The 24,862-nt window shown below is 62.3% G+C and carries 22 protein-coding genes and 2 pseudogenes; 15 read left to right on the top strand and 9 right to left on the bottom strand.

The window, feature by feature from the left end; genetic code table 11:
- Nucleotides 1-88: 88 nt before the first annotated feature.
- From ACZXDY_RS21495 to ACZXDY_RS21465, 7 genes are all read right to left on the bottom strand, one after another.
- Nucleotides 89-1,249, bottom strand: a complete 1,161-nt coding sequence (locus tag ACZXDY_RS21495) for an epoxide hydrolase family protein (protein WP_464346860.1) — start codon at nucleotides 1,247-1,249, stop codon at nucleotides 89-91.
- Nucleotides 1,250-1,340: 91 nt separating this feature from the next.
- Entirely contained in the window at nucleotides 1,341-2,723 is a 1,383-nt protein-coding gene (locus tag ACZXDY_RS21490; RefSeq protein WP_464346859.1) for a sensor histidine kinase, read from the bottom strand.
- Between the two features lie 35 nt (nucleotides 2,724-2,758).
- Nucleotides 2,759-3,436 carry a response regulator transcription factor gene (locus ACZXDY_RS21485; protein ID WP_028164860.1) on the bottom strand — a complete coding sequence of 226 codons (678 nt, stop codon included), beginning with the start codon at nucleotides 3,434-3,436 and terminating at the stop codon, nucleotides 2,759-2,761.
- 163 nt (nucleotides 3,437-3,599) lie between these two features.
- On the bottom strand, nucleotides 3,600-4,754 hold the full coding sequence (locus ACZXDY_RS21480; RefSeq protein ID WP_464346858.1) for an efflux RND transporter periplasmic adaptor subunit: 1,155 nt from the start codon (nucleotides 4,752-4,754) through the stop codon (nucleotides 3,600-3,602).
- Nucleotides 4,755-4,855: 101 nt separating this feature from the next.
- A complete protein-coding gene (locus tag ACZXDY_RS21475; RefSeq protein WP_464346857.1) occupies nucleotides 4,856-8,044 on the bottom strand; it encodes an efflux RND transporter permease subunit in 3,189 nt (1,062 codons plus the stop codon).
- A 199-nt stretch (nucleotides 8,045-8,243) separates the two neighbouring features.
- Nucleotides 8,244-8,654: a DUF305 domain-containing protein gene (locus ACZXDY_RS21470; RefSeq protein ID WP_464346895.1), complete on the bottom strand. Its 411-nt coding sequence runs from the start codon at nucleotides 8,652-8,654 to the stop codon at nucleotides 8,244-8,246.
- Nucleotides 8,655-9,298: 644 nt separating this feature from the next.
- A complete protein-coding gene (locus ACZXDY_RS21465) occupies nucleotides 9,299-10,687 on the bottom strand; it encodes an aminotransferase-like domain-containing protein (RefSeq protein WP_130223701.1) in 1,389 nt (462 codons plus the stop codon).
- A 329-nt stretch (nucleotides 10,688-11,016) separates the two neighbouring features.
- Here ACZXDY_RS21465 and ACZXDY_RS21460 point away from each other — a divergent pair, with 329 nt between their 5' ends.
- The 14 genes from ACZXDY_RS21460 (at nucleotide 11,017) to ACZXDY_RS21395 (ending at nucleotide 23,045) form a co-directional block, all read left to right on the top strand.
- Nucleotides 11,017-11,499 carry an MSMEG_0572/Sll0783 family nitrogen starvation response protein gene (locus ACZXDY_RS21460; RefSeq protein WP_028164856.1) on the top strand — a complete coding sequence of 161 codons (483 nt, stop codon included), beginning with the start codon at nucleotides 11,017-11,019 and terminating at the stop codon, nucleotides 11,497-11,499.
- Between the two features lie 29 nt (nucleotides 11,500-11,528).
- On the top strand, nucleotides 11,529-12,590 hold the full coding sequence (locus ACZXDY_RS21455; RefSeq protein WP_464346856.1) for a Nit6803 family nitrilase: 1,062 nt from the start codon (nucleotides 11,529-11,531) through the stop codon (nucleotides 12,588-12,590).
- Entirely contained in the window at nucleotides 12,499-13,635 is a 1,137-nt protein-coding gene (locus tag ACZXDY_RS21450; protein WP_245287340.1) for an MSMEG_0568 family radical SAM protein, read from the top strand. Before ACZXDY_RS21455 ends, ACZXDY_RS21450 begins: the two co-directional genes overlap by 92 nt.
- Nucleotides 13,632-14,180, top strand: a complete 549-nt coding sequence (locus ACZXDY_RS21445; RefSeq protein WP_464346855.1) for an MSMEG_0567/Sll0786 family nitrogen starvation N-acetyltransferase — start codon at nucleotides 13,632-13,634, stop codon at nucleotides 14,178-14,180. The genes ACZXDY_RS21450 and ACZXDY_RS21445 overlap by 4 nt, the downstream gene beginning before the upstream one ends.
- Before the next feature lie 2 nt (nucleotides 14,181-14,182).
- Nucleotides 14,183-15,178 carry a sll0787 family AIR synthase-like protein gene (locus ACZXDY_RS21440; RefSeq protein ID WP_464346854.1) on the top strand — a complete coding sequence of 332 codons (996 nt, stop codon included), beginning with the start codon at nucleotides 14,183-14,185 and terminating at the stop codon, nucleotides 15,176-15,178.
- Nucleotides 15,175-16,341 (top strand): MSMEG_0565 family glycosyltransferase, encoded by a 1,167-nt coding sequence (locus ACZXDY_RS21435; protein WP_464346853.1) that lies wholly within the window; start codon nucleotides 15,175-15,177, stop codon nucleotides 16,339-16,341. Before ACZXDY_RS21440 ends, ACZXDY_RS21435 begins: the two co-directional genes overlap by 4 nt.
- A complete protein-coding gene (locus ACZXDY_RS21430) occupies nucleotides 16,334-16,621 on the top strand; it encodes an MSMEG_0570 family nitrogen starvation response protein (protein ID WP_464346852.1) in 288 nt (95 codons plus the stop codon). The genes ACZXDY_RS21435 and ACZXDY_RS21430 overlap by 8 nt, the downstream gene beginning before the upstream one ends.
- A 9-nt stretch (nucleotides 16,622-16,630) precedes the next feature.
- Entirely contained in the window at nucleotides 16,631-17,929 is a 1,299-nt protein-coding gene (locus tag ACZXDY_RS21425; RefSeq protein ID WP_464346851.1) for an MSMEG_0569 family flavin-dependent oxidoreductase, read from the top strand.
- A gap of 792 nt (nucleotides 17,930-18,721) precedes the next feature.
- Nucleotides 18,722-19,201, top strand: a complete 480-nt coding sequence (locus ACZXDY_RS21420) for a ProQ/FINO family protein (RefSeq protein WP_464346850.1) — start codon at nucleotides 18,722-18,724, stop codon at nucleotides 19,199-19,201.
- Nucleotides 19,202-19,555: 354 nt separating this feature from the next.
- Nucleotides 19,556-20,110, top strand: coding sequence for a hypothetical protein (locus tag ACZXDY_RS21415; RefSeq protein ID WP_464346849.1), 555 nt, complete (start codon nucleotides 19,556-19,558; stop codon nucleotides 20,108-20,110).
- Nucleotides 20,107-20,301: a helix-turn-helix domain-containing protein gene (locus ACZXDY_RS21410; protein WP_464346848.1), complete on the top strand. Its 195-nt coding sequence runs from the start codon at nucleotides 20,107-20,109 to the stop codon at nucleotides 20,299-20,301. Before ACZXDY_RS21415 ends, ACZXDY_RS21410 begins: the two co-directional genes overlap by 4 nt.
- 260 nt (nucleotides 20,302-20,561) lie before the next feature.
- Nucleotides 20,562-21,203 carry a hypothetical protein gene (locus tag ACZXDY_RS21405; protein WP_464346847.1) on the top strand — a complete coding sequence of 214 codons (642 nt, stop codon included), beginning with the start codon at nucleotides 20,562-20,564 and terminating at the stop codon, nucleotides 21,201-21,203.
- A 59-nt stretch (nucleotides 21,204-21,262) separates the two neighbouring features.
- Nucleotides 21,263-21,823 (top strand): hypothetical protein, encoded by a 561-nt coding sequence (locus tag ACZXDY_RS21400; RefSeq protein WP_464346846.1) that lies wholly within the window; start codon nucleotides 21,263-21,265, stop codon nucleotides 21,821-21,823.
- Between the two features lie 616 nt (nucleotides 21,824-22,439).
- Nucleotides 22,440-23,045, top strand: coding sequence for a hypothetical protein (locus ACZXDY_RS21395; RefSeq protein ID WP_464346845.1), 606 nt, complete (start codon nucleotides 22,440-22,442; stop codon nucleotides 23,043-23,045).
- Nucleotides 23,046-23,091: 46 nt separating this feature from the next.
- Here the strand turns inward: ACZXDY_RS21395 and ACZXDY_RS21390 are convergent, their stop codons facing one another.
- Both ACZXDY_RS21390 and ACZXDY_RS21385 read right to left on the bottom strand, forming a co-directional pair.
- Nucleotides 23,092-23,451, bottom strand: coding sequence for a HigA family addiction module antitoxin (locus ACZXDY_RS21390; RefSeq protein ID WP_464346894.1), 360 nt, complete (start codon nucleotides 23,449-23,451; stop codon nucleotides 23,092-23,094).
- Nucleotides 23,452-23,742: 291 nt separating this feature from the next.
- Nucleotides 23,743-23,982: pseudogene (locus ACZXDY_RS21385) on the bottom strand (hypothetical protein); the annotation flags it as partial.
- A 341-nt stretch (nucleotides 23,983-24,323) separates the two neighbouring features.
- On the opposite strand from ACZXDY_RS21385, the pseudogene ACZXDY_RS21380 reads away from it, so the two are divergent.
- Nucleotides 24,324-24,820 (top strand): annotated as a pseudogene (locus ACZXDY_RS21380) (ProQ/FINO family protein).
- The last annotated feature ends 42 nt before the right edge of the window (nucleotides 24,821-24,862 follow it).

The following is a 24,862-nucleotide window of genomic DNA, read 5'->3' as shown; positions in this document are numbered from 1 at the left end:
CCGAAGGCGATCAGTTCGCAGCCAGATGCGCCCAGCACTCCGCGCGCTCCAGCAGCGGTGGATCCGATCAGGCGATAGCGTCCTTCGCTCATGACTGACTCGCTTCCTCGCGCAACGGCCGGAAGAACTCGCGCACCTCGCGCACGAACAACCCGGGCTGCTCAAGGGCGGCGAAGTGCCCGCCCTTTGGCATCTCGCTCCAATGACAGATGTTGGTGTAGCTCGCCTCCGTCCACTTTCGAACCGGCGTGACAATCTCCTTAGGAAAGACGGCGACGCCGGTCGGCACGATGACCTTGTGCGCGGTTCGCCGTTTCGATCCGAAGCTTTCCCAATAGAGCCGCGCCGAGGAAGCCGCGGTGGCGGGCACCCAATACAGCATGACGTTGTCGAGCAGTTCGTCGCGGGACAGGATGTTCTCGGGATGCCCGTCGCAGTCGGTCCAGGCCCAGAATTTCTCGAGGATCCACGCGGCCTGACCGCGCGGTGAATCCGTCAGCCCATAGCCGAGCGTTTGCGGGTGGGTCGACTGCTGCTTCGAATAGCCGGAATCCCAGTCGGCGTAGTATTTGATACCGTTCAGCGCCCGCACCTCTTCCGGCGTCGGCTGTCCCTCGACATTGGGCCGCGTCGCCATCGCTAGCGTGATGTGAATGCCGGCGCAACGCGCAGCGTCTTGCGCGCCCAGCGCGGTCGTGACGGCCGAACCCCAGTCACCACCTTGCGCGCCGTATCGCGCATAGCCAAGACGTTCCATCAGTACGGCCCAGGGCGCGGCAATGCGATCGACGCCCCAGCCGGTTGCACGCGGCTTGGCGGAGAAGCCGAAGCCCGGCAATGACGGACAGATCACATGAAACGCGTCGGCCGCACGGCCACCGTGCGCGGTCGGGTCGGTTAGCGGTTCGATCACCTTGTGGAATTCGACCACCGATCCCGGCCAGCCATGGGTGATGATCAGCGGCAACGCGTTCGCGTGCGGCGAGCGAACATGCAGGAAATGGATGCCAAGTCCGTCGATCTCTGTCGTGAATTGCGCGAAGCGATTGAGGCGCGCTTCGCGGCTGCGCCAGTCATATTCGTCGGCCCAGTAGCGGCAGACCTTCTGGATCCACTTCAGCGGAGCACCCTGGCTCCAGTCTTCGACCAGCTCGGCCTCGGGCCACCGCGTCCGGCCGAGCCTTGATTTGAGATCTTCGAGCACATCGTCACCGACCGCGATCCGATAGGGTTGTATCGCTGTGCTCATGGCCCGCTCCTCCAAACGACACGCTCAATATCGGAGAAAAAGCAGGCTATGCGCAAGCCGCATGGACAGGCCGCGGCCCTCCCCTCGGCGATTACGCTTCCGGATCCGGGCAGGCGATCTCGACGCGGCATCCCGCGCCCGGGTGGATCGTCAGCCGGAAGCCGTGCAGCTTGACGATCGCAGCCACCAGATTGAGGCCGAGGCCGACGCCAGGCGTGTTGCGCATCTTGTCGGACCGATAGAACCGCCGCAGCACAGCGTCGCGCTCCTCGGTCGTGATCCCGCTGCCGGTATCCGCAATGCGGATCACCGTTTCATTCCCGCTGCGCAGCAGCTCGATATCGACCTTGCCGCCTTCCGGCGTGAACTTGATGGCGTTGTCGACGAGATTGGTGACCGCCTCGATCAACAGGTCCCGGTCGCCGCGCACGTTGAGCTCGTGCTCGGCGTGGACCGTCAGCACGATATTCTTGTTCTCCGCGATCGGCTCGTAGATGTCGCAGACCTCCCGCAACATCTCATGCAGCCGCACGATGCCGAAGCCGGCCGACCGCCGGCTGTTCTCGATCTCGGCAAGCCGCAACAGCGCAGTGATGATCGTCAGCGACTGATCGATGCCTGCGATCGCCTTGTCCGCGACCGTCTGAAGCTGCTCCAGCGACGTTGCATGGGTGCGGCCGCGCTCGAGCGCGAGCCTTGCGCGCGTCAGCGGCGTCCTGAGATCGTGGGCGATATCGTTGCCGACGCCGGCAAGCGCGTTGATCATCGTTTCCATCTCGTCGAGCATGCCGTTGACGATGACTGCGAGCTTGGAGAACGGCTCGCTGCCATCGCGATAGGGCAGCCGTTCACGCAGATCGCCCGCGATAATGCGCTGGACGCGCTGGTTGACCTCCTCGACCTGCCGTTGCGCCCGCACGCTCAGCCACGCGCCGGCCAGAAGACAGATGATGAATGCCGGCAACAATCCGAACGCGAGCGCTTCGCCGACGACGTGGGAGATTTCCTTGGTCTCATCGACATTGCGTGCAATCGCCAGAACGTTGCCGTTTGGCATGCGCTTTGCGATCGCGCGAACTGAATGATTGTGATCCGGCTGGTCTACCCTCGCCGCGGTGACGCTCTGCGCCGGGGCGTCGATCTTGAGACCGGCCGGAAGACGCTCCATGTTGCCGGCCAACCTCCGCCCGTCCGAGCCAAACACCCCTGCAAACTGAACGCCGCGCGAATCCTGCCGCAGATGATCTTCGATCGCGTTGAGCTGGCGCTCCATCGGCAGTGTCGCCATGAAGGCGATCTGACGGCCGAGCATGCGGTCGGTCCGCTCGATCAGATAATTGTCGATCTTCACATAGATGAAACCGAACAGCGCGATCATGAAGACGGCAAGGACGCCGGCCACCGCAAGTGCCCAGCGAAAGCTGTTCGACCGAATGAATTGCCACTGGCCCATCGTGTTCAGATGTCTCTGCATGAGGTCAACGGCCATCGATCGGAGCGCGCAATATCTCAGGAGGCCGCACGGAGAATGAAGCCGGCACCGCGGACATTCTGGATCATCGGAGTCTCGTCCGGCCCGTCCACCTTGTGGCGCAGGCGGCCCATATGCACATCGACCAGGTTTGTCGCCGGGACGAACTTGTAGTTCCAGACTTCTTCAAGCAGCATGGCGCGCGTCAGCAACTGGTCGCTGCGTCGCATCATGTATTCGAGCAGGCGAAATTCGCGCGGCAACAGATCGATCACCCGATCGCCGCGCCTGGCACTGCGCTCGATCAGGTCGAGTTCGAGCTGCCCCACCCGCAGCAATGTCTCTCGCGATTCCACCGGCCGGCGCAGCAGCGCCTCTATCCGCGCGATCAGTTCCACGACGGCAAACGGTTTGGTGAGATAGTCATCGCCGCCCATGCGCAGGCCCCGCACACGGTCGTCCACCGCGCCGAGTGCACTTAGAACCAGCACCGGCGTGCGAACCTGCTCTTTCCGCAAGGTCTCGATCACGCTGAGCCCATCCATTCCCGGCAACAAGCGGTCGACAATCATGGCGTCAGGCCGCAAATTGCGAGCCTTGTCGAGGCCTTCTCGACCATTGGCCGACCATTCGACCTCGAACCCGCGTTCAGCGAGTTCGGCCGTAATCTCCTCGGCGGTCTCGCCGTCATCCTCGATCAAGAGCACCTTTGTCATCAATCCGTTCTCGACAACACCCTGCCGGAGGCCGGCCCGCACCGCTGGCAGCGCGCGTCCGCCCTCCGCTCAACCAACATAGGCTCGGCGGCGGAACCACGCTATTAAATTGCATTTTAGGGAGGGGTTTTGCTGCCGATCCGGGCGGACCGGCGGAGAGAGATCAGGAAACGGCCTGGGTCCTGAGGCTCACGCGGCTGCCGTCGGCCAAGTCGACCGACGGATTGAGGATCACCTTGTCGCCCGCTTTAACACCGCTGTTGATCTCCACTTGTTGGCCGAGGTCACGCACGACGTTGACCCTGTGCAGATGCGCCACCCCGTTCTCGACCACGGCGACCTGCAGGCCGCCTTGATTGAAGATGATTGCATCCGCAGACACTTTGAAGCTCGGCGTCTTGCGCGGGATGCGCAGTTCGATCGTGCAGTAGATGCCGGGCGTGAGCGCGCCGTCCGGATTCGGGATATCGACCTCGGTCAACAGCGTTCGCGAACCCGGCTGCAGCGCATCGGCGATCCGCGTCACCTTGCCGGGGAAGGTGCGGTCGGGCAGTTCCGGAACGTGCACGATGGCATCGATCCCCGCACGTACTCCGAACGCCGCATCCTGTGGAACAAACACCTGGGTGCGGATGACATTGCTCTGCATGATCGTGAACATGAACGTGCCGCTGGTCGCATCCGCCTGCACCAGGCTGCCGACGTCGATATTGCGCTGGGTGATCACGCCGTCGAAGGGTGCAACGACGTGCTGGTAGATCTTCTGCTGATGCAACACCTGCACCTGCGCTTCCTCGGCGACCACATTGGCCTGCGCGACCGAGACCGCGGCCTCTTGCGCCTTCAGCGTCTGGGAGTCGATCGTTCCCTGCTGCGCGGTGAGCCAGCCCTTCTCCACCAGCGGCTTGTCGCGGTCCCAGGTCACCTTGGCCAGTTCCCTGTTGGCCTGCGCCTGCTGCAGCGCAGACCTGAGCTGCCCGAGCGTCGCCTCAGCCTGTGCGATCTGATGGTCGAGTTCCGGCGCAACGATCTCCGCCAGCAATTGCCCTTCCTTGACATGGTCACCGATATCAACCTCGCGCCTGGCGATATAGCCGCTGGCGCGCGCGAAGATGTTGGCGGAGGCAAAAGCCGAGGTGGTTGCAGGCAGGTTCACGACGTCGATCCCATCGCTAGGCTCGACGGTCGCCACGCGAACGTCCGGGACGAGATCGTGGCGCTGTGCGGCCGTGGCCATGGTCTGGCGATATTGGGCGTAGTGATTCCATCCCCCGAACGCCAGTGCGGTCCCTCCGATCAGCCCCAGGGCGACGCCCACAGTCCGGCCAATCCACCGTCTCGAACGGCCATGCCGCACCGGCGCCGGATCGCTTTTGCGATCCCCGGGCGTCGGCTCGATTTTCAAAGGCCGATTGAAATTCATTCCAGCACCTCGTCGAATACCCCGTGATGTTTTTCGCCGTCATTGCCCTTGCGCAGCATGGCAAACAGATAGGGCACCACCAGCAACGTCGTCGGCGTCGCAAACAGCAAACCGCCGATCACCGCGCGCGCAAGCGCGGCATTCTGCTCTTCGCCAGCCGCTCCGATCGCCATCGGGATCATGCCCACGATCATTGCGGCCGCGGTCATCAGCACCGGTCGGATCCTGGTATGCCCGGCCTCGATCGCGGCCTCGAAGGCAGTCTTGCCGGCAAGCTGCTGCTCGCGGGCAAAAGTCACCAGCAGGATCGAGTTGGCCGATGCCACACCCACCGCCATGATCGCTCCCATCAGCGACGGCACGTTCAGGGTCGTGCCGGTCACGAACAGCATGGTCAGGATGCCACAGAGCGTCGCGGGCAAGGCCAGGATAACGACGAAGGGGTCGCCGAAGTTCTGATAGTTCACCACCATCAGCATGTAGACAAACACGGCGGCAAACAGCAGGCCGATGCCGAGATTGATGAACGAGCTGTTCATGCTGTCGATCTGGCCGATCACCTGGATCGAATTGCCTGGCTTCAGCTGCTTCTGCAGATCCCCGACAATATGGCTGATCTGGCTGGCGACGCTGCCGAGATCACGGCCTTGCGTGCTGGCATAGGTCTCGTAGACCGGCTGAATATTGGCCTGGTTGGCATTGGTCGGAACGCTGCCGCGCCTGAACGTGGCGACGTTGCTGAGCAGGCCAGGCACGGGTGTATCGGTCAGCGACGCCAGCGTCGTGGAAACCGGCGTGTTGCCGAGATCGCTGACGGACGAAATCCTGCTCTCGGGCGTCTGCACCGCGAAGTAGTATGGAATGCCGGATTTGGGATCGGTCCAGAAATTCGGCTGCACCTGCTCGGACGAGCTCAGGCTGACATTGAGATTGGTGGCGATCGTGTTGGCGTTCAGGCCGAGCTGGGCCGCGCGGGTGCGATCGATGTCGGCATAGAACGCTGGCGCGTTGACTTCCTGCTGTAGATGCGCATCCACCACGCCAGGGATATCGGCGATGCGCTGCCGCAGTTCCTGTGCGACCCGCAGATTATTGTCCTTGTCGTAGCCGACCGTACGGACATCGATCTGCGCCGGCAGTCCGAAATTGAGGATCTGCGTCACGATATCCGCCGCCTGAAAGTAGAACGTGTCCTCCGGAAAGGCCTTGGGCAGCTCCTCGCGCAGCTTGCGCACATAGTTCGCCGTCGGCGCGTGGCCTTCCTTGAGCGCCACAAGGATCACGCCGTCATTGACGCCGATGGTCGAGCCGTCGCTGAAGGCGAGGTTATACGGCCGTGCGGGCAGCCCGATATTGTCGACGATCAATTCGCGCTGATCGGCCGGGATGATTTCGCGGACCTTGTTCTCGACCTGCTGAAAGACGCGCTCCGTCGCCTCGATCCTGGTCCCGGCCGGCGCGCGGACGTGAAGCTGAATCTGTCCGCCATCAATCGCCGGGAAGAAGTCTCGGCCGACCATCGGAAACATCACGCCGCCCAGCAGCAGCACGAATCCCATGCCGATGGGAATGATAAAGCGGTGGTTCAAGAGTTCGGTGAGCCAACGCGAATAGGCATGGCGTATGGCCTCAAAACCGCGCTCGAACGCCGCATGGAAGCGCGCGAACAAGCCGGTCGCCGCCGCTCCTGGCGCGCCGTGATGTTCGCCCTTGAGCAGCAGTCCGATCACGATCGGCGTCAGGGTTCGCGACAGACCGTAGGAAGCCAGCATCGCGAACACGACGGCGAGACCGAGCGGCGTGAACAGGTACTTTGCCGGCCCATCCAGGATCACCACGGAGGTGAAGACGCAGCTGATCGCAAGCGTCGAGACGAGGGTCGGCACGGCAATGCCGGCGGCGCCGTGCAGCGTCGCCTGCGGCAGCGGCATCCCCTCCTCGGTAAGCAGCCGATGGGTGTTCTCGATCGTGACCGTCGAGTCGTCCACGAGAATGCCGACCGCGAGCGCCAATCCGCCGAGCGTCATCGTGTTCAAGGTTTCGCCGAGGAAATAAAGCACGATCAGCGAAGCCAGGATCGAAAGCGGGATCGAGATCATGACCACCACGGTCGAGCGCCATGATCCCAGGAACAGCAGGATCATCAGCGCGGTCAGCGCCGCCGCAATCGCGCCCTCGCGCAGCACGCCCGTGACCGACTCCTTGACGAACACCGACTGATCGAACAGTTCCTTGATCTGCATGCCCGGAGGCGCCGCGGCGCGCGCCGTCTGCAACGCCTGGTGCACGGCATTGACAACCGAGAGCGTGGAGGCATTGCCGTTCTTGATGATGCTGAGCAGCACCGAGCGCCGGCCGTTCTGCCGCACGACGTTCTGCTGCACCAGCCAGCCGTCATGTACCTGCCCGACATCCTTGACGAACACAGTCGCGCCGTTCACCACCTTGATCGGAATATTGTTGAGGTCGTCGATGCTCGGCGGCGTCGCATTGGTGCGGATGGCATATTGCGTCTTGCCGAACTTCGCAGTGCCCGCCGGCAATGTCAGGTTCTGGGTGTTGACGGCGTTCACCACGTCGAGCGGCGTCAATCCCTTGGCGAGCAGCTTTTCCGGATCGATATCGACCATGATCTGGCGGTACTTGCCGCCCGCCGGCGTCGGCAGCGTGATGCCGGGGATCGGCGCCAGTTGCTGGCGGATGCGATAGATGCCGTAGTCGTACAGCTGCTGTTCGCTCAGCGTGTCGGAGCTCAGGCTGATCTGCAGCACTGGAACGCTCGAGGCGTTGAACTGCACCACCACCGGCGGCTGGATCCCCGGCGGCATCAGCGCGCGGATCGAGTTGGTGGCGGAGACGATCTGGGCGATGGCGAGATCGAGATTGACGTCGGGTTGGAAGTAGATCTTCTGCACCGACAGCCCCGCCATCGTCTGGGCTTCGATGTTCTTGATGCCGTTGACGTTGGAACTGATCGAATACTGGCTGTAGGTGGTGACGCGCTGCTCCATCTCGGGCGTGCTCAGCCCGGTGTAGCTCCAGATCACCGTCACCACGGGGATGTTGATTTCTGGAAAGATGTCCGTCGGCATCTTGTAGCTGGCGACGGCACCCAGAAACAGGATCAGCGCAGCGACCACATAGAACGTATGTGGAAACCGCAGAGCGAAGCGAACGATACCCATAATCGGTCCTTAACCGCGCGCCGCTCTGCCGGTCCTCACACAAGCAAGCGGCGCGCCTATTTCAGATGCACCTGCACGACGTGACCGGGCTTGTCCGGAACGCCCTCTGTGATCACCAGATAACGTCGTTGAATTTTGTCTTCGCCATGCCTCGTGCGCCGGCGAGGCTCGAGAGCTGACATCCTCATTTGTTTCGTCCCTACTGCATATGCATCGTGTGGCTAGACATCGCGTCCGGTGATTGCATGGCAGGTATGGTATCCGGCTGCGGCGCAGGTGCAGTGCCCGGCTGTGTCGGCGCGGCAACCGACGGCGGCAACTCCTCGCCAACCGCGAGCCGCATCGCCGCAATCTCCTGCTGCTGGGTCACGACAATCTCCTGCGCGAGACGGCGAAGCTGCTCGTTATGGCCGTAGCGAAGGACAGCCTTCGCCATGTTGATCGCGCCTTGATGGTGCGGAACCATCATCGCGACGAAATCACGGTCGACATCGCCGGTCGGCTTGATCGTCATGTCCGCCATCATCTTGTTCATGGCGGCATCATTTTCTGAAAGGAAGGGCTGCTCGCCGGCATAGTCGGGGCGATCAGCCACATATTGAACCGGCATGGCCCCGCGAACGTGATACGCCCTGGTGGGATTCTGGGCCAACACGAACGACGTCGCCGCCACGCTGGCCGTCGTCGCGAGCGAGATCACGCGTTTGCGAACGAAAGAACGTGACAGCACGATCATACATGCCTCCAAGCGAAACCTGCCGCTACGTGGAGCGACCCACGGTCCGACCTCTTCCATTTCCGAATACCTCTAGTGGGTAGTCCGCCCGAACAAGCCCAAAGACGTCGCGTCGCCGACGCCATTCAAGTGGCGGTCGAACATCCCATTCTCAACTAAAAAACGATTTAGGGTTTCGACGCCGATTGGATGTCGGATCGCATCAACAAGCTGCTACGATCAGCCAACATTCGGTGATGGCGCGGATCGCAGCACTCAATATCCGGTGAGTTGGCGAGGACTTTTCTCCTCACGCGATGAAGCCGCGTCGAAAATCGCGCGAGCCAAATCTTAATCAGCTATGCGCAGAAGGCCGATCTGTTCATTCAATTGTGATTGCGGACGCTCGCGCACCCGTGATGACGAGCACACCTGTCTTCCTATGCGCCAGAACAGGCTAGCCGGACGATCGCACATCGCAGTGCTTGTTGTTTCAGGATATGCGCGGCAACAGATTGGTTGCGCTGATTTCGACGACGTCAGAGAAACGACGATGCCAGAGCCGGGCTCTCGGCAAGCGCATGCGCGGTATACTCCAGCGCGCTCCTGACCTGCGGCCGGTTGACGGGACCGCCGAGGCATATCCTGACCGCCTCGGGCGGCGATCCGTTGACGACGAATGCATCGCTTGCGACGACACCGATGCCGGTCGATCGCATATGCTCGACGAATGCCGAGCGTGTCCATGGCGCGGGCAGTGGGACCCAGATGTTGAAGCTGAGCAGATCCCCGCGATAAGAACCTTTCGGCAATATCTCCGCTGCCAGCCTCTGCCGCGCCGATGTCTCCGTGCGGATGAATCGCAGGATCGTGTCCGCGGTGCCGTCCTCGATCCAGCGCGTCACCAGCGACACTGTGAGCGGCGAAGCCATGACGGTTGCGGCACGAAGGGCCGAGGCGAACGGCCAGGCCGAACGCGTATCGGGGACCACGACATAGGCAGCGCGCAATCCGGCACCGATGCATTTCGCAAGGCCCGCAACGTGCCAGGTGAGATCGGGCGCAATCGCGGCAAACGGCGCGTGGCCGTGACCGTGTTCGGGGATGAAGCCGTAGGCGTCATCCTCGATAATCGGCAACTTGTGGCGTCGCGCGATCGCAACGATCTCGCGTCGTCGAGGGTCGGGAATCGTCAGCGTCGTCGGATTCTGTAGGGTCGGATTGAGATAGATCGCCTTCGGCTTCAGCTTCTTGCATGCGTCAGTCAAGGCCTGCGGTTCGACGCCGTCATCGTCCATCGGCAAGCCGACCAGCGTGATGCCGAGTTGCGCGGCGATAGCGCGTATGCCCGGATAGGTGATGGCCTCGCACAGCACGATCTCGCCGGGCTTTGCGAGGATCGAGAGAATGCCAAGCAGCGCCGGGTGCGCGCCAGGCGACACGAAGATACGGCTCTGCGCCGGCACCAGCGCGCGCCGGCCGAGCCAGCTCGACGCCGCATCCTTGTCGGCCTGGGTGCCGCCGAATCCCTGGTAGCGCAAAAGCGAGACGACATCGCGCATGACGTAGTCCGCCGCCGCCTGCATCCGCGCGATCAAGTCGGGATCATCAGGCTCGGGCGGCAGATTCATCGAGAGGTCGACCGGCCGCGGCGGAAAGGCCTGCACTGAGCGTCGCGGGCGCGGCTTGTCGCGGACGAAAGTTCCCTGCCCGACCTTCGATTCGATCAGCCCGCGCTTCTGCGCCTCGACATAACCGCGCGCTACCGTCGTGAAGTCGATGTCGAGCCGCTTGGCCAATTTGCGCTGCGGCGGCAATCGGTCGCCGATGACAAGCTTTCCGGCGGCGATATCATCGGCGATGGCGTCGGCAATCGCGAGATAGCGCGGCTTGTCACTGTTGGAGAGGTCGGGTCGCCAGTCGGTCATTTGCGAGATCTAGCCAGATGAGCTCAAAATTGACCGTATGTTGTTGCATGCTTTTTCGCAATTGGGTTCGTAGTACTGCCATTATTCCTGCGGGACTCGACGAGGACGCCTGCATAGCAATCGAGCGCGTTGCACACTGCTGCTAGGCAGCTTTTTCTAACGGCAGAGAAACAATCCCTACAGTCCCGTCAGATATCCAGTCAACATTGACTGCATATCTGACTGCATATTGACTGCGTTGATGATTAATCGAGCAAACAGGCGTTTGGCACATTGATTGCTAATCCTGAAATCGATCCGGGAGGCCGGACGAGAGCAGGAGGTGCGCAATGCCCGCAGTAACGATGCCCGCTCGCCAGAAAGGCGATTTTCTTGTCGATTATGAGGAGAAGGTTTTCGAGGACGTCAAAGCCAAGCCCGGCGAGAAGGCGCTGGTGACGTTCCACACAGTCGCGTTCGAAGGCTCGATCGGTCTCGTCAACATCCTTCAGGCGCTTCGGTTGAAGCGAAAGGGTTTTGACACCTCGATCCTCCTCTATGGTCCGGGCGTCACGCTCGGCATCCAGCGCGGCTTTCCGAAGATCGGCGACGAAGCGTTTCCAGGCGCCCAGAACTTCAACAACCAGCTCGCAAAATTCATGGACGAAGGCGGCAACGTCTACGCCTGCCGCTTCGCCTTGCAGGCCCTGTATGGCCATGGCGAGCCGTCGCTGATCCCGGGCATCCGGCCGATCAATCCGCTCGACGTGCTGGATCTGATCCTGATCCACCGCAACGACAACGCCTTCATGCTCCACACCTGGACGCTCTGACGCGGGGCGAGCGGACGAGGGAGGAGACCGTGACAGCGAAGCGCATCGTCAAGGCTGCAGCGATCCAGATCGCGCCCGATCTGGAGACGCCGAGCGGAACCGTCGATCGGATCCTGGCGGCCGTTGCGGAAGCGGCCGGCAAGGGCGTCCAGTTCGCCGTGTTCCCGGAGACGCTGGTTCCCTGGTATCCGTATTTTTCCTTCGTCCGCCCGCCGGTCCTGAGCGGCGCCGAGCATATCCAGCTCTACGACAACGCCGTCGTGGTGCCGGGCCCAGTGACCGACGCCGTCGCCCAAGCCGCCAAGCGCCATGCCATGGTGATCGTGCTCGGCGTCAACGAGCGCGATCACGGCTCGCTCTATAATGCGCAGCTCGTATTCGATGCCACCGGCGCGATCGTGCTGAAGCGCCGCAAGATCACACCCACCTTCCACGAACGCATGATCTGGGGCCAGGGCGATGGCGCCGGACTGAAGGTGGCCGATACGGCCGTCGGCCGCGTCGGCGCGCTCGCCTGCTGGGAGCACTACAATCCCCTCGCCCGCTACGCGCTGATGGCGCAGCACGAGGAAATTCACGCGGCGCAATTTCCGGGATCGCTGGTCGGACAGATCTTCGCCGACCAGATCGAGGTGACGATCCGCCACCATGCACTCGAAAGCGGTTGCTTCGTCGTCAACGCCACCGGCTGGCTCTCCGAGGAGCAGATCGCGAAGATCTCGCCGGACGAAGGCCTGCGCAAGGGCCTGCGCGGCGGCTGCATGACCGCGATCGTCTCGCCGGAAGGCAATCACCTCGTCCCGCCGCTCACCAGGGGCGAGGGAATTCTGATCGCCGATCTCGACATGGCTCTGATCACCAAGCGCAAGCGGATGATGGACTCGGTCGGCCATTATGCCCGCCCGGAGCTTTTGTCGCTCGTGCTCAACGACCAGCCGGCGCGTCCGATGCACGGCCTTCACCCCAATCGCCTCATGCCCAATCCGGGAGACGTATCCGATGACACAGCAGATGCCGCACGAGCGACTCAAGGCGATGCCGACCGAGCAGTTGATCAACGAGTTGCAGTCCTTCGGAGTACGCCTCGCTGATCCCAGGAACGGCGGCATCAGCCGCCGCGGCGGCGCCGGCCCCTCGGACCACACGCCATTCACCATCGATGGTTCCACGGTGATGGTGCCGGTCCATAATGCGCCGGCGTTCGAGAGCCCATACCTCGTCGAGCGGCCCGACGCCGCGGGCCGCAGCCGCATCTCGCGCGACGGCATCGTGCTGGCCGATGTCTCGTTCCCGCTGCGGCCGAAATTCTACGAGCTCTCTACCGCCGACGGCATTCCCTATTCCAAGATCGCGACGCTGCATGGGCGTGACGTGCTCGCAACCACGGTGCTGCAGACATGCATCCGCTACCAGAGCCGCACCAAGACCTGCCAGTTCTGCGCGATCGGGCAGTCGCTCGCGGCCGGACGCACGGTCGAACGCAAGACGCCGGCACAGCTTGCCGAAGTCGCCAAGGCCGCGGTCGAGCTCGATGGCGTGCGTCACATGGTGATGACCACGGGCACGCCGCGCACCTCCGATCGCGGTGCGGCGATCCTTGCCGAGAGCGCCGCGGCCGTCAAAGCCGCCGTCGACCTGCCGATCCAGGCGCAATGCGAGCCGCCGGATGATTTCGCCTGGTTTGGCCGCATGAAGGATGCCGGCGTCGATGCGCTCGGCATGCATCTGGAAGTCATCGGCGCCGACGTGCGGCAACGGATCATGCCGGGCAAGGCCCAGGTCTCCATCGACGACTATTTCGAAGCCTTCGCGGCGGCGGTGCCGGTGTTCGGCCGCGGCCAGGTCTCGACCTATATCCTCGCCGGGCTCGGCGACGAACCTGCCGAGATCCTTGCGACCTCCCGGCGCCTGATCGACATCGGCGTCTATCCCTTCGTCGTTCCGTTTGTACCGATTGCCGGCACGCCGCTGGAGAGTCATCCGACACCACCTCCTTCGTTCATGCACGACATCCTGCGCCCGCTTGCGGACATGCTGCGGGCCGGGGACTTGCGCGCCTCCGACATCAAGGCGGGCTGCGGCAAATGCGGCGCCTGCTCGGCGCTGTCGACCTATGAGCGGAGGGCCATCGCATGATCTTCGAATCCTTCAAGCCGTTCATTGCGCCGGAATTCCAAGTGAAGTTCGCGACCGAATCTTGGGAGAAGGCTGCGGCCGCTGCGCTCCGCCGTAGGGTGTTTTGCGAGGAACAGCACATCTTCGCCGATGATGATCGCGATGCGATCGATGACTTCGCCATTCCACTCGTGGCGGTGTCGCTGCTCGGCGTGGTCGAGGACGACGTTGTCGGCACTGTGCGTATTCACCCCGATGATCACGAACCCGATGTCTGGTGGGGATCGCGGCTGGCGGTTGCGAGGAGCTACCGCCGGCTGAGCGCGGTCGGCACCGGCCTGATCCGGCTTGCGGTATCGTCGGCGCACGCGCGCGGCTGCCGCCGTTTCCTCGCCAATGTCCAGAGCCAGAATGCGCTGCTGTTCCAGCACATGCACTGGCGCTCGCTCGGTGAGTTCGAGCTGCACGGCCGCCCGCATCACCGCATGGAGGCCGACCTCGATCACTATCCGCCATTCCGCACTCCTGAGACCGGCTTCCTCTCCCTGGCGAAACTGGCGGCCTGATCATGCTCTCCGGTGCCGCCATCGATGCTCTTGTGGAACGGCTGCGGCAGAGCCGCGGCATCGCCGCCAAGGCCGACATCGCCGCGGTGGCCGCCGCGCTCGAGCTGTCGGGCGATCAGGCGATCCCCGTGGGCGACGACTGCGCGGCAATTCCGGATGGTGACGGCCACCTCCTGTTCGCGATCGAAGGCTTCATGAACGAATTCGTCGCCGCCGATCCCTGGTTCGCCGGCTGGTGCGGCGCGATGGTCAACATCTCCGATGTCGCGGCGATGGGCGGACGGCCCACCGCGATCGTCAATGCGATCTGGTCCGATGGCCCGGATAACGCATCGCCGATCCTCGCCGGCCTGAAGGCGGCGGCGAAGGCGTTCGGGGTCCCCATCATCGGCGGCCACACCAATATTCGCAGTAGCCAGAGCCAATTCGCGGTCGCGATCCTCGGCCGTGCCAAGCGGCTGCTGACCAGCTTCGATGCGAAGCCAGGCGACAAGCTCGTTGCCGCGATCGATCTTCGCGGCCGCTACCGCGAGCCGTTCGCGAACTGGGAAGCGGCAACCGATGCGCCGCCGGAACGGCTGCGCGGCGACATCGAGATCCTGCCGTCGGTTGCCGAGTCCGGGCTCGCGTGCGCCGCCAAGGACATCAGCCAGGGCGGCATCGTCGGCACCGCCGCGATGCTCGCCGAGTGCTCGCAGGTGGCGCTCGCCATCGATCTCGACGCGATCCCGATTCCGGACGGCGTTCCGCTGGAACGCTGGCTGCAGACCTTTCCGAGCTTCGGTTATCTCTTGTCGGTCAAGCCGGAACATCTCGACGAAACGCTCGCGCGCTTTCGCCAGCGCGGCATCGCCGCCGCGTCCGTTGGCGACGTGATGGCCGGAACCACGGTCGACATTCGCGCCGGCTCCGACCGCGCGACGGTGTGGGATTTCGCGCAGCAGTCGTTGATCGGCTGCGGCCCCGCCAGGCGTCCGATCCAGCGGAGCGTCGCATGAGCGCTTCGTCCGCGCGGCTCCGCATCGCGATCCTGACCCACTCGACCAACCCGCGTGGCGGCGTGGTGCACGCGCTCGAGCTCGCGGACGCCTTGACGAGGCTCGGCCATGCCGCCATCGTGCATGCGCCCGATCGCACCGGCAAGGGCTTCTTCCGTTCCAGTCTCGCGCCGACCATATCGGTGCCGGCGTCGGCTGTGTCTGACGATCTCGCGTCGATGGTGGAAACGCGCATCGCTGACTATGTGCGGCATTTCGAGAATGCCGCGCATCGGCAATTCGATGTCTTCCATGCCCAGGACGGCATCTCCGGCAATGCGCTGGCGACGCTGAAGCAGCGCGGGCTGATCCAGGGTTACGTCCGCACCGTGCATCATGTCGATGATTTCAGCGACGCGCGGCTGCGCCAGCTCGACCAGCGCTCGATCGTTCTCGCCGATCAGCTCTTTGTCGTCAGCCGGATGTGGCAGGAGCGGCTTCGCATCGAATTGGCCTGTAGCTCGACGCTGGTCGGCAACGGCGTCGACACCGGCCGCTATTCGTCTGCCCCCAATCCCATCGATAGCGCACTCCGCGCCCGTCTCGGGCTTCGCGAGGGACCAGTGCTGCTGGCGATTGGCGGCATCGAGCAACGCAAGAACACCCATGCCATCCTCGATGCCTTCAGCCAGATGCATGCCATCCACCGCTCCGCCCAGCTCGTGATCGCGGGCGGAGCGTCGCTGCTCGACCATGGCGCCTACCAGCGGCAGTTCCGGCTGCGGCTGCAGGTTGCGGGGCTGCCCGCAGGTGCGGTGATCGAGACCGGGCCGTTTGCCGATACTGAGATGCCATCGCTCTATCGGCTTTCGGACGCTCTGGTCTTCCCGTCGCTGCGCGAGGGCTTTGGCCTCGTCGTACTCGAAGCGATGGCGAGCGGCGTCCCCGTGATCGTCTCGCATATCCCGCCCTTCACCGAATATCTCGGCGCGGACGACGTTGCCTGGTGCGATCCGCATCAGGCGGGCTCGATTGCGAATGCCATCATCAGCGCGCTGTCCGAGCCGCTTCGCTGCCGCCTCGCCGCGAACGGACGTAACGTCGCCGAACGTCACGATTGGAGCCGCACCGCTGAGGCGCACCTTCCAGCCTATCGCCGCATGAGCGAGGTGCATTATGCCTGAAACGCGTTTCCATGTGCGCTGGCCGGATGAAAGCATCGAGGTCTGCTATTCGCCTTCGCTGGTGATCAAGGACCATCTCGCCGTCGGCGCGACCTACCCGCTCGCCGATTTCCAGGAGCGCAGCCGCATCGCGCTGACGATCGCAGCGGAGCGCGTCCGCGAGAAATACGGCTTCCTCTGCACCCGTGCGCTCGGTCAGCTCGCCCGTATCGAGGAAACGGCTCACCGGTTCGAGGCCATGCCAGGGGCCTCCGTCGCCATCGTTTCGTTCGAACAATAACAGGAGCTCATGATGTCTGATCTCGACTCTCACTACCCGGTCGTCGTGATCGGCGGCGGACAGGCCGGCCTTGCGATGAGCGCGCAGCTCAGCCGGCACGATATCGACCATGTGGTGCTGGAGAAGAACAGCATCGCCCATTCCTGGAAGACGCAGCGCTGGGACGCGTTCTGCCTGGTGACGCCGAACTGGCAGTGCCAGCTCCCCGGCTTTCCCTATGCCGGCAGCGATCCGCACGGCTTCATGCTGCGCGACGAGATCGTCGCCTATATCGAGGACTTTGCCAGGCACATCGAGGCTCCGGTCCGTGAAGGCGTCGCGGTCGTCAGGCTGAGGCAGGCAGATGGAAGATTCCTGCTCGATACGACCGCGGGCGAAGTCACCGCAGACAGCATCGTGCTCGCGGTAAGCGGCTATCACATCCCGAAGATTCCCGACTTCGCAGAGCGGCTGGGCCCGGCCATCACGCAGATCCATTCTTCCGCCTATCGCAATCCGGACCAGTTGCCACCGGGCGAGGTCTTCGTGGTCGGCAGCGGCCAGTCCGGCTGCCAGATCGCCGAGGACCTGCATCTGGCCGGCCGCAAGGTTCATCTCGCGGTCGGCAGTGCGCCGCGCTGCCCCCGCTTCTACCGCGGCCGCGACGCCGTCGACTGGCTCGATGATCTCGGCCAATACGATCTGCCGGTGGATCAGCATCCGCTGCGTGAAAAGGTTCGCAGGAATGCCAACCACTATCTCACCGGCCGCGATGGCGGCCGCGACATCGATCTGCGCAAGTTTGCGCTCGAAGGCATGAAGCTCTACGGGCGCCTGCAGGACGCGCGTGGCACCACGTTGCGGCTCGGCGACGATCTAAAGACCAACCTCGACAATGCTGATCGAGTCTACAACGGCATCTGCAGCCTGATCGACGACCACATTGCGAGAGGCGGGATCGATGCGCCGCTGACGCCGCACTATGCGCCGGTGTGGTCGCCCGCCGAGACCCCGACGGAGCTCGACCTTGCGGCAGCCGGCATCACCAGCATCATCTGGACCACCGGCTTTCGTTCGGACTGGTCGTGGGTGGATTTGCCGATGTTCGACGGCGCAGGTTATCCCACGCACAAGCGCGGTATCACCTCGGTTGATGGCGCCTATGTGATCGGATTGCCCTGGCTTTACACTTGGGGTTCAGGCCGGTTCGTCGGCATCGGTCGCGACACGGAGTTCGTGGCTGATCACATCGTGGTCCGGCAGAACGCGGTGCAGGAGAATGCAGCCTGCGGGGACGGACGCATTCTTGCGCTTGATGCGGCGGGTTAGGCGCATTGCGTGTTCCGATTCAAATTTCAAACAACGAACCGTAGGATGGGTAGAGCGAAGCGAAACCCATCGCGACGGTGCAAGCCGCGCGAATGATGGGTTTCGCTGCGCTCTACCCATCCTACGTCTGATTCAAACAGTGTGAGGATGTGAGTTCGCATTCTCGCGGCGCGTTGCGTCCGAGCTTTCGTTTCGTTTTACCCTCCTCGAATCAGAGGGCGCAGGGAAAGCCGGGTGCTGGTTGCACCCGTGGGTCCCGTGCAACAAAAAGCACGCGGGAAAGACCACAGGTTCAACCGAAGCATTCCGGCTTTCCCTGCGCGAGGGAGTCAAGTGGCCTGAAAAGCCGAGATCAATCAAAGGCGTGCAGTGAACGTGTTCACATTCGTGTCGCGATTCCGTTTGATGAGCTGCGGCGAGGACATATTGAGTTTAGGCCGGCGACCATGACGAGCTATCCGCAGAAAATCACCTTCGGCGAGCTGCGCGAATCCGGCGTCCGTGAGGTGCTGGTCTATTGCCGGGACCACCGATGCAGCCATTCGGTCGAGATCAGCGCCGACCGCTGGCCCCGATCACGTCAGGCTATCGGACATCGAACCGGGCTTCGTCTGCACCGCCTGCGGCAAGCGCGGCGCAGATGTGCGGCCGAAGTTTTCATAGGCCAGAGTGGAGACCGGTTGAGAAGCGCGCGCTTGTGCGTCAAATCTGTCCACGCCATCGCGCGCGATTCGGCAATGAGAAGAGATCGCGGAAATTTTCGCGATCCCTCATCACCTGGGGGAGGACTTGATGACGATCAAGAAGGAAGACGTACACGCCGCTCTGGCGCGTCTCGCCGAATGCTTTCCGCAAACTTTCGTGCTCGATAAATACCTACCGCACCGGCCGCTGAAGGTCGGGATCCACCCTGACATCCTGGCCCGCTGCCCCGCCCTTACCCGCCGCGAGTTAGCCCCGTCTCTGCGCGCCTACACCAGACGCATCATGTATCTGCAAGGCCTTGTCCCGGGTGCGGTCCGCGTTGATCTCGACGGCAATCCCGCCGGCGAGGTGAGCGCCACCGACGCGGAGCATGCCGCTGCCACGCTCGCCGAGATACTGGCAGCGCGTGAAACCAGGCCGGCCGCGGCGGTCGCGGCCAAGCGTGCGGTACGGATCCCAAGGCATCCAGCGGTCCCAGAGCCTCCGGCCGCAACACCTCCAGCAGGAAGGGCGCTGAAGGACAAGCCCGTGCTACGCCTGCCAGCGTTCCGTCAACAGTGCGGATGAATTTCCGGTTGCTGACATGCTGGTCATTGCCGCGACTACCGATGCAGCCATTCGGTCGAGATCAGCTCCGACCGTCGGCCCGATCACGTCAGACTACCGCCGTGAAGGCACGCATGGCTTCCGGTCAACGTTCCGCGATTGGGCTGGCGACATGACAAACTTTCCGCGCGAGGTTATTTCGACGAGAATGCGTTGCGGCGGGCGATCAATGGGCGGATGACCAAGGAGCAGGCGCTGGTGAAGGCGCAGGCACATCTCGGCTAATTTTTCTGTGGGTTGGCCATCATGGCCTACGCGACTGGTCGCGACTCAGGCGACTGACCTCTTTGGCGAAAACCAAAGGAGGATCGCGAAGTGACCAAGACCCGGCCCGCCGACGTTCCGCTCCCGCCCCCGGAGCAAACCATCCTGACCCGGCTGGAGGCCTGCAAGGTTGCCCGCATCGGGCTGAGCACCTTTGACCGTGCCGTCAGCAGCAAGCGTCTCCACGTCTCCCGCATCGGCCGCAACATCAAGGTCAGGCGCGAAGAGCTGGACCGCTTTATCGACGCCCATGATCCCATCGCCGACAAACTCCGGACCGTGATCCGGAAGACCGGTGACGGCCAGTGCGAATACATCGATCCCAACATCACCGACGCCAGCGTTGCCAAGCAGCTCGATGTCATACAAGAAAAGAATGAGCAGGAACCCCAGCACGAACCGCGCCGCATGCTCACCGTCACCCAAGTGCTCGACATCGTCCCGGTGCGCCGCACCACGCTTTTTAAGATGGAGCGCGACGGCACCTTCCCGGCCAGCCACTACGCCAGCCCCAACCGTCGCTTCTGGTTCGCCGACGAGGTCGCCCAGTGGCAAGCCGCTCTGCCCCAGAACGATCGAATTAACCGCAGGACGGCAATCCGGTGAGCCGGCGCCTCGCCACCATCAAGGAGGCGTGCGCCTACGCCAAGATGGGCCAGACGAAACTCTATGCGAAGATCAATGCGGGGATCGTCATCGCCTACAAGCACGGCCGCAAGACGCTGGTCGATCTCGACAGCGTCGATGCCATGCACGCCCGCGAGCTGGTGCCGTGGAAGCCTCGGGCGCAGGTTTGACCTCCGGAAATTTTGCCGGGGGATGTTGCGACTTTTTCCGCGGCGTTGTGCGAGCAAGCCCTTGGCGCACGTCATCGAAGACGAAACGGAAGCGGCTTATCGGCGGTCGGATGCTTGGCGAAGCGGCGGTTGCTAATGGACGAATGGGCTGAATACTGCGTGTCGGGTTAATGGCGGGCGTATGAGCTGTGTTCGGCGCCTTGTGTCTTTCGTCCCGAACAACTATAGGGGCATGCTCATTCGAATCGCCCGGTCCATCAATGCGCTTAGTTCCTTTGTGGAGCAGCCTTCGCCTGCTCGGAAACTCTCCGGCAGCGCGCCTAAGCATCCTGATCCCGCTGGTCGGTTACTTCATCATTTTCAGCGACTCCTTCTCGCATTCGAGTCTCGCCAAGTTGATTACGGAGCTTGAAGGAACGAAGCCCAAAGACCTCGGCGTTAGTATTTCACCCCGACTCTTCCAGATGTATTTCGGATTGTGCTTTATAGCGTTTGCCAACGCGCTGTACGCATGCGTTTGTCCGGCTGTCGTGAAGCAACACTCATCGGCTGGACAATACATAGCGTCCGAAGGCGACCACCTTGGAGAGTTTGCGCTGCGCGGTATGGAAATAGCTCTCGCCCAATCCAATCAGGACTTTGACAGTTTTCGCCATCAGATTGAAAACCGCATATCAAAGGATTACTCGGTTCAAGAGGCTGGCCAAGAGGTCAAGATCGCGACTCTGGCCTTGCACTATGACACTGCGAACCAACGATACCCGGTTACCCGACTACTCATCTCACTCCTCTATGGCGCTGGTTTGATGATCCTGCTGATGCCGGCCGCCAAAGTCTTCTGGAGGGTGTCCCTCGTGCTCTATACGCTAGTAGCCGAACACGGATTCAGCGCCATATGGTAGACTGTCACTCTGAGCACGAGTAGCATTCAGCAAGGCCACGCAAAACGCGCTGAAACATTATGGGCAAGCATTACATCCGCTTTGACGAGATCGAGGATGTCCTAACATCGGTCGACTTAATCGCGTTGACTGCACCGCTGACCAAAGCCAGTCCTTCCTATTGGAAGTGGCTCATCATTGGCGCGCAAAACGGATTTCAAGGTGCAATGGTTTGTCTCCTGTCGGGTACAAATGGCATCGGCGTGTTAGACAAAAAGACCGCGAAGAAGGTGCTCGCTTGGCACGAAAATCGTTCCGGGCATTACCCTACCGAGCGATTGGCCGAATTTGACGAACTGCTAGAACGTTGCAGGAATCGTCCAGACGGAACGCCCCTTGTGCTCTCAGACTCTGAGCTGCAAGATATCAAGAAGCTGCACAGCATGCTTCGAAACAATTTCGCGCATTTCCGACCTATGGGTTGGTCGATTGAACGCGCCGGACTGCCGCGCATTCTGAATGTCGCTCTCGGCGGTATCGAGCAAATTATGCTCGGAGACGAATTGTCCCATAAGTTAAGCGGCAATCGCAAACGGCGTCTTAGAAAAGGTATAGAGATTGCACGCAGGGCTATGCTTTAGAAGATTGCCGCGACCTTGTAACCTCAAATTTTGCCGCGCAGAAACTCAGCCGCCTTTTTGACTGCGCCGAGTAGGTCGGAATCGCTTTCGTTCCACACTTCAACACCGCCTGTCGAGTCTCCCACGCGCGACAACCCAGCCTGCGCAATACCGGTCCCAGCGGGCGGCCGCGTGAACACAGAGGTAATGTGTAGCGGCCGTTCGCCGTCCGACTCCGTATGTTTAAAGGCATGTCCACACGGTCGATCGTCGCGAAGGCGGGGCATTCCCCTCTAAATTGGATTCCGCAGATTTCGCGGTTTGCGCTTGATGTAATCGATGCAGTGGAAGGTTGCGACACACGCCAAGAAAGCGTGTCGCCGCGACGTTGGATGCGCGTGGAAATCAGCGATGGTGGGATCGACGATTTCTCTCATATAAGATTCGGCATCGGCAGCTATGCTTGCCATCGCTTTAGGCCTTTCCGCTTGACTGAATCGAAACACGATGAAAACAATCTATAGTTTAGTCAACTCAGGACCAGCTGCCGAAAGCCTCGCCTACTGCCAGCATACCGCTTCAGAGCTTTTCCACCTGGTGGATAAAACGGAAACCATAATAATCCGCGGAGACAGCATTGCTACCGCCAAGCAGTAGTACGCCGCGCCTTCAATATTTGCAGGGAATACTTGATAAGGAGCAGGCCCATCTTGCTTTTACCGATTGGCCTAAGCTCACCCCAGCAGATCATCAGGACATTGGGCGCCTGATTATGTTCTACAACTTCATAGAACTGAACTTGCGGCGCATGGTTGAGGCTTGGGAGAGCGCGGGACTATTCGCGCCAGACGCAATAAAAGGCCACTCGCGAAATCTGCATATCGGGGCGGTAGAAAAAGCGGTCCAACAAATGTTGCCCTGGCCGGCCGAGCAAATGCAGGCGTTGAAACGCTTGGCTGAAATCCGACTGTTGCGGAACCTAGTGGCACACTTCGCGGGGCGGCGCTTCCCGAACGATGATGCCTTCGTTTTTTTTGCGAAAAGCGAGCGTGATTTCAGGCGGCAGTTCGGCCGCCAAGCAAATCCGAATGATTGGATGACTGCTATACTGGACGGCGCGGTTTTGGCGGGGGCAGTTGAAGAGGTTGACCACTGTCAGCTCTGGCTAGCGAACCAAGTATCCATCATTTCAAAGCAAGCTCACGAAATCGAGCAGAAGCGGAAGGCCGGTACATTGATTTAGCAAGCCCTTATTCGAATCAGGTGGGGCAACCGCGCGCCCGGATCGGCTACCTGACCTGCTCAGATGGCGGCAGCATCATGATCAAGGACGAGCATGACAACAATCGGCGTAACGATCCCGAACGCAACTGGGGACTTCCGAAATAGGTTGCGTCGGGAAGCCAGGGGACGCTTGGCATGCATGAGCCGTGCGGTCGGACCTCGGCCGCGATCCGTTTTGCCGCTTTCCGTCTCGCCTTCGACAGATCGTGACCGGCCTGCATGTTGACCCACATCTCCGCCGGGGTTCCGAAGTAGCGGGCGAGCCGCAGCGCGGTGTCAGCGGAGACGGCGCGCTGACCGCTGACGATTCCGGTGATGCGGTTGGCCGGCACACGCAACGCCAGCGCCAGCGCATTGGGGGACAGACGCTGAGATGAGAATGCTCACTCCAGTGGCTGGACCGGCGGCTCGGTGGAAGGAGTGGTAGCGGGTTGTGCGGGCGCCGCCGCTTGGGGGGCTGCCTGAACCGGCGGCGCGGTGGAAGCAATGGTAGCGGTCCGTGCGGGCGCCGCCGCTTGAGGGGCTGCCTGATCTTGGGGCGCAGGTCGAGTGGAGCCGGGTTGACTCTCGCCGGTGGGAACACGTTGCTCACGACGTGCGACGCTGCGGGGCTGGCGCGGCGTACTTGATCGGTTCGGGCCCCATGAATGCCGCGAGCGATAATAAGGCGTGCCGAACACGCCCTGGACCGCGCCCACGGCGCCGCCGACCCCAGCGCCGACCGCGCCCCCGACGATGCCGCCGATAGGGCCCGCCACCCGGCTGCCTTCATAGGCTCCTTGCTGCGCGCCGCGCACGATGCCCTGGGCGTGACTGGCGCGTGGCAGCAAGAGCGATGTAAGCAGGATGACAGCCGTCACGAAGATGAACGCGAGCGCCAGGGAGGGCGGCGGCATCGCGCTCTGAGCCTTGGCTTTCTGCATTTTGATCCCTTAAATTTAAATTTGTCACCAGGGGCTCGGGAATTTGAACCGGCGATGCGGCCAAATGGTTGCGCCTCTGTGGCCAATTCGAGAAGGGATTGGGCGGGGTGCATCGGGCGAGGTGGTGTGCTCGATCGCCCGCAGCACGGCGTGCCGTGCAATATCAGGGTCGCAGCAACTGTCGGCCTCGGGCCAGCCGGTGGAATGGAAGCGCCGACCGCTGGGGGGATGACCCGCGGCTCTTCGCACATACGAATCAAAAAAGGTCGTGAATAAATTTCGCGGGTCTCGCATCACCTCTGGAGGGCTGGACGATGGTCGCGAAGGAAGACCTGCACGCCGCCTTGACGTGCCTCGCCGAACGGTTCCCGCAAACGTTTGTGCTGGAAAGGTACCAGCCGCATCGGCCGCTGAAGGTCGGGATCGCCGCCGATCTCGTGGCGCGCTGCCCGGAGCTTGACCGGAACAGGCTGGGTATGGTGCTGGGCGCCTACATCCGGCGCGTGATGTATCGGAAGGGTTGGTTGCGAGCGCGGCCCGAATCGATCTCGACGGCAATCCGGTCGGCGAAGTGAGCGCCGCAGACGCGGAGCACGCGGCGGCGAAGCTCGCCGAGTCCCTGGCGTCGCGTCAGGCCAAGCAAGCCGCAGCCAAGGCGGCCAGGCGGGCGGAACGGATCGCAAAGCAGCCGGCAATACCGGCGGCCGCGCCGCCTCGGGCCGCAACGCCTCCAGCCGCAAGGACGCTGAAGGACAAGCCCGTGCTGCGCCTGCCAGGTCTCCCTCCGGTGAGGGCCGCCTTGTCGGGTTAAGACGAGTGCTGTGTAACAGCCCTTATGGACAGCAATAAGTTC

The organism is Bradyrhizobium sp. LeoB3 (genome assembly GCF_055456055.1).
This window is presented reverse-complemented; position numbering and strand designations above follow the sequence as displayed.